Origin of the sequence: Xanthomonas sp. SHU 308 (genome assembly GCF_000364645.1) — a bacterium.
GTDB classification, from domain to species: domain Bacteria; phylum Pseudomonadota; class Gammaproteobacteria; order Xanthomonadales; family Xanthomonadaceae; genus Xanthomonas_A; species Xanthomonas_A sontii.
On the sequence record NZ_AQOK01000357.1, the window covers coordinates 1 to 3,710 of the forward strand.

A 3,710-nucleotide genomic window follows, 5' to 3' on the forward strand; every position below is an offset into this window, starting at 1 on the left:
TGGCCAGCGCCGGCGGCGACCTGCCGCTGGTCGCCGCGCCGCACCCGGCGTGCGCGCCGCTGCTGGCGATCCAGAGCTTCTACCGTGCGATCAACGCCCTGGCGCTGCGCCGTGGCTACAACCCGGACCTGCCGCCGCATCTGAACAAAGTGACGGAGACCGTCTGATGACCACGGTGGCGCTGCGCAACGCGCGCGTGCTCGGCGAGGACGGGTTTCTCGACGGCGTCAGCGTGCTGCTGGAGGGCGGGCGCATCCTCGCCCTGCTCGACGACGCCGATCCGCGCGTGGCGGCAGCGCCGGTGCAGCACGACCTGGGCGGCGGCAGCCTGCTGCCGGGCTTCATCGACCTGCAGGTCAACGGCGGCGGCGGCGTGCTGTTCAACAACCGCACCGACGTCGAGGCGCTGCGCCGCATCGGCCAGGGCCATCGCCGCTACGGCACCACCGGCTACCTGCCGACGCTGATCAGCGACGACGTGGAGGTGATGCGCGCGGCGATCGCCGCCACCCGCCAGGCCATCGCCGAGGGGGTGCCGGGCGTGCTCGGCATCCACCTGGAAGGGCCGTACCTGGCGCCGGCGCGCAAGGGCACCCACAACGCCGACAAGTTCCGCGTGCCCGACGCCGACGAACTGGCCATGGCCGCCTCGCTGGACAACGGCGTCACCCTGATCACCCTGGCACCGGAACGCGTGCCGGCGGCCAGCATCCGCAGCCTGGCCGCGGCCGGTGCGCGCGTGTTCGCCGGCCACACCGCCGCCAGCTACGAAGAGACCCGCGCCGGGCTGGACGCCGGCATCTGCGGCTTCACCCATCTGTACAACGCCATGACTCCGCTGCAGGGACGCGATCCCGGCGTGGTCGGTGCGGCGCTGGAAGACCGCAACGCCTGGTGCGGGGTGATCGTCGACGGCGTGCACGTGCATCCGGCCAGCCTGCGCGTGGCGCTGGCGGCCAAGCCGCGCGGCACCGTGTTCCTGGTCACCGATGCGATGCCGATGGTCGGCGCCGACAGCCCCGCGTTCGACCTGTACGGCGAAACCATCACCGCCATCGACGGCGTGGTGCGCAACGCCGCCGGTGCCCTGGCCGGCTCGGCGCTGGACATGGCCAGCGCGGTGCGCAACAGCGTGCAGTGGCTGGGCGTGCCGCTGGAAGAAGCTGCGCGCATGGCCTCGCTGTACCCGGCGCAGTGCGTGGGCCTGGACCACCGCTACGGCCACATCGCGCCCGGCTATCAGGCCGACCTGGTGCTGCTGGACGATGCGTTGCAGGTCCGGCATACCTGGATCGCGGGCGCGATGGAGTAGCCGGCGGCGCTCCGGCTGCGCGCGCGTGCTGCCGTGCGCGTTGTACAGTGGTAGTCGCTGACAACGCAGGCGGTGATGCATGGAACCGAGCCGCTATCTCGACGAGCCGATGGACGCGGCCTGCCTCTTCACCGGGATCTCGGTGTCAGGCGCCGGCGAGCATGTGATTCCGCGCTGGCTGGCGCAACGCCATCAAGCTGCGGGCCGGGTGTTGCTCGGCGATGCCGGCAGCTTCGCCAGGCTCTGCGATTTCAAGGCGCCTGCCGATCCGCAGGCCAACGCCCAGTTCGGACGGCTGGAACAGCGCCTGTCGGAGGACTGGTCCGCGGTCGCGGACGATGAAGCGCATCTGTGGTTGATGAAGCTGTCGGTGGGAATGATGTTGCTGCACCGGCGATTTGCCGAAAATTCCCGGCATCCGGCCGCACCTGCCGGGTTCAACCCGCATGTCGCCGGCGTGCTCCTGAAGGCGTTTCGTGCCGGTTTCGCGGCGTGGAAGAACGGCGCCTACGTCAGGGAAGGAAGCCTCGTGCGGCTGCCATGGCAGAGCGGTCGGCTCGTGATCGCGCATCTGTTCGGGGCCAGCGAGATGGGCCTGCCCGAGGAAAATGGGCGTGCCATGTACATGTTCGCCCCCTATGGCCTGATGGCGGTCGGGCAACCTGGGGTCGGCATGTTAGTCGCCACCTTCTTCGAGCCCTCGCGAGATTTCGAGAAGCACCTGGCGGCGGCCAGCGCCATCGCCGCGGATGTCTCCGATCTGGCGTGTCGCGCAGCGTTGTCCCGCGCGTTCGCCACCGCGGTGCTGGGTCCGCTGATCGCGCGCTTGAGCGGCACCGCCGTCGATGACGCTGAGGTACTCGCGCTTGCCGCCAAGGGCCTGCGGGTGGAGTTCGCCGACCCGTCCGCGATCGATTCGGGATTCCGCGAGCTGCGGGCGCACGAACCTTGATGGTGGCAGCAGAACACTAGCCCGCGTGCTCTCCCGACCGCGTTGCCGACGGCCGCGCCGCGGCGATCGCCGCGATCCGCGCCTTGGCCAGCGCCTCGCCGATCTGCGGGCCGCTCAGGCCCTGCGCCGCCAGGTCGCGCGCGTTCACCGCCAGCGCCGCCGCATGCAAATGCTGCAGCGTGCGGCCCTGCGGGTAATCGGCGTCCTCGCTGCCGAGACGGCCGCGCTTGTCGGCCTCGCACACCGTGGCCAACTGCGCGACGCGCTCGGGCTTGCGGAAGCCGTCGCAGCGCTGCAGCAGTTCGTGCACGGTGCGGTCGCGCAATTCGGCCAGGCGATGCACGTTCAGATGCTCGCGGCAGGCGATCTCGGCCAGTTGCCGGTGCTCCTGCGGCACCTTGAGGCGTTCGCTCAGCGTGCGCAGCGGCGCCAGGCCGCGTTGCTCGTGCATCAGGTGGCGCGGCCATTCCTCCGGCGGCGTCAGTGCCTTGCCCAGGTCGTGGGTCAGCGCGGCGAAGCCGATCAGCGCATCGCCCGGCGCCAGCCGTGCGGCCATGTCGCTGACCAGCTCCTGGTGGCGCCCGGTGTCGACCTCGGGGTGGTACTCGGCGCGTTGCGGCACCCCGTACAGCGCGTCCAGCTCCGGCAGCACCCAGCGCAGCGCGTCGGCCTCGCGCAGCGTGCGCAGGAACGCCGAGGGCTGCGCCGAGGCCAGGCTGCGCCGCAGTTCCTGCCAGACACGTTCGGGCACCAGCGTTTCCAGTTCGCCGCCGGCGGCCATCGTGCGCATCAGCTCCATGGTCTCGGGCGCGACGACGAATCCCAGCGGCGCCAGCCGCGCCATGAACCGCGCCGCGCGCAGCACCCGCAGCGGATCCTCGGCGAAGGCCGGGCCAACGTGGCGCAGCACCCGCTGCTCGAGATCGCGCGCGCCGCCATAGGGGTCGACCAGACGCCCATCGGCCTCGTCGCGGGCGATGGCGTTGATGGTGAAGTCGCGCCGCTGCAGATCCTCTTCCAGCGTCACCGACGGATCGGCCTGCACCACGAAGCCGTGATAACCGCGCCCGGCCTTGCGCTCGGTGCGCGCCAGCGCGTACTCCTCGCCGCTGCGCGGATGCAGGAACACCGGGAAATCGCGCCCGACCTGCTTGTAGCCCAGCTCCAGCATCTGCTGCGCGCTGGCGCCGACCACCACCCAGTCGCGGTCGCCGGGCGGTTGACCGAGCAAGGCGTCGCGGACGGCGCCGCCGACGAGGTAGATGTTCATTGGGGGCTGGGAATGGGGAGTCGGGAATCGGGAATGGTAAAAGCAGATTCCCTTCGCCTGATGTCGCGCTGGCGTGTTGACCCAATGTTCGGCGCGGTTGCGCGCGGTGCGCCGTTGCGATTCCCCATTCTCTATTCCCGATTCCCGGCCGCCGCATCGGCGGCCGTACACACAAA

General features: G+C 70.7%; 3 protein-coding genes and 1 pseudogene. 3 read left to right on the forward strand and 1 reads right to left on the reverse strand.

What is annotated here, in order from left to right:
• The 3 genes and pseudogenes from D588_RS27250 to D588_RS0112420 form a co-directional block, all read left to right on the forward strand.
• Positions 1 to 167 (forward strand): annotated as a pseudogene (locus D588_RS27250) (iron dicitrate transport regulator FecR); the annotation flags it as partial.
• Positions 167 to 1,312 (forward strand): N-acetylglucosamine-6-phosphate deacetylase, encoded by a 1,146-nt coding sequence (gene nagA / locus D588_RS0112415; protein ID WP_017916218.1) that lies wholly within the window; start codon positions 167 to 169, stop codon positions 1,310 to 1,312. The pseudogene D588_RS27250 and the gene nagA, both read left to right, overlap by 1 nt.
• 79 nt (positions 1,313 to 1,391) lie before the next feature.
• Positions 1,392 to 2,264 (forward strand): hypothetical protein, encoded by an 873-nt coding sequence (locus tag D588_RS0112420; protein ID WP_017916219.1) that lies wholly within the window; start codon positions 1,392 to 1,394, stop codon positions 2,262 to 2,264.
• Between the two features lie 16 nt (positions 2,265 to 2,280).
• On the opposite strand, the gene D588_RS0112425 is transcribed toward D588_RS0112420, so the two are convergent.
• On the reverse strand, positions 2,281 to 3,534 hold the full coding sequence (locus tag D588_RS0112425; RefSeq protein ID WP_017916220.1) for a multifunctional CCA addition/repair protein: 1,254 nt from the start codon (positions 3,532 to 3,534) through the stop codon (positions 2,281 to 2,283).
• Positions 3,535 to 3,710: the final 176 nt, after the last annotated feature.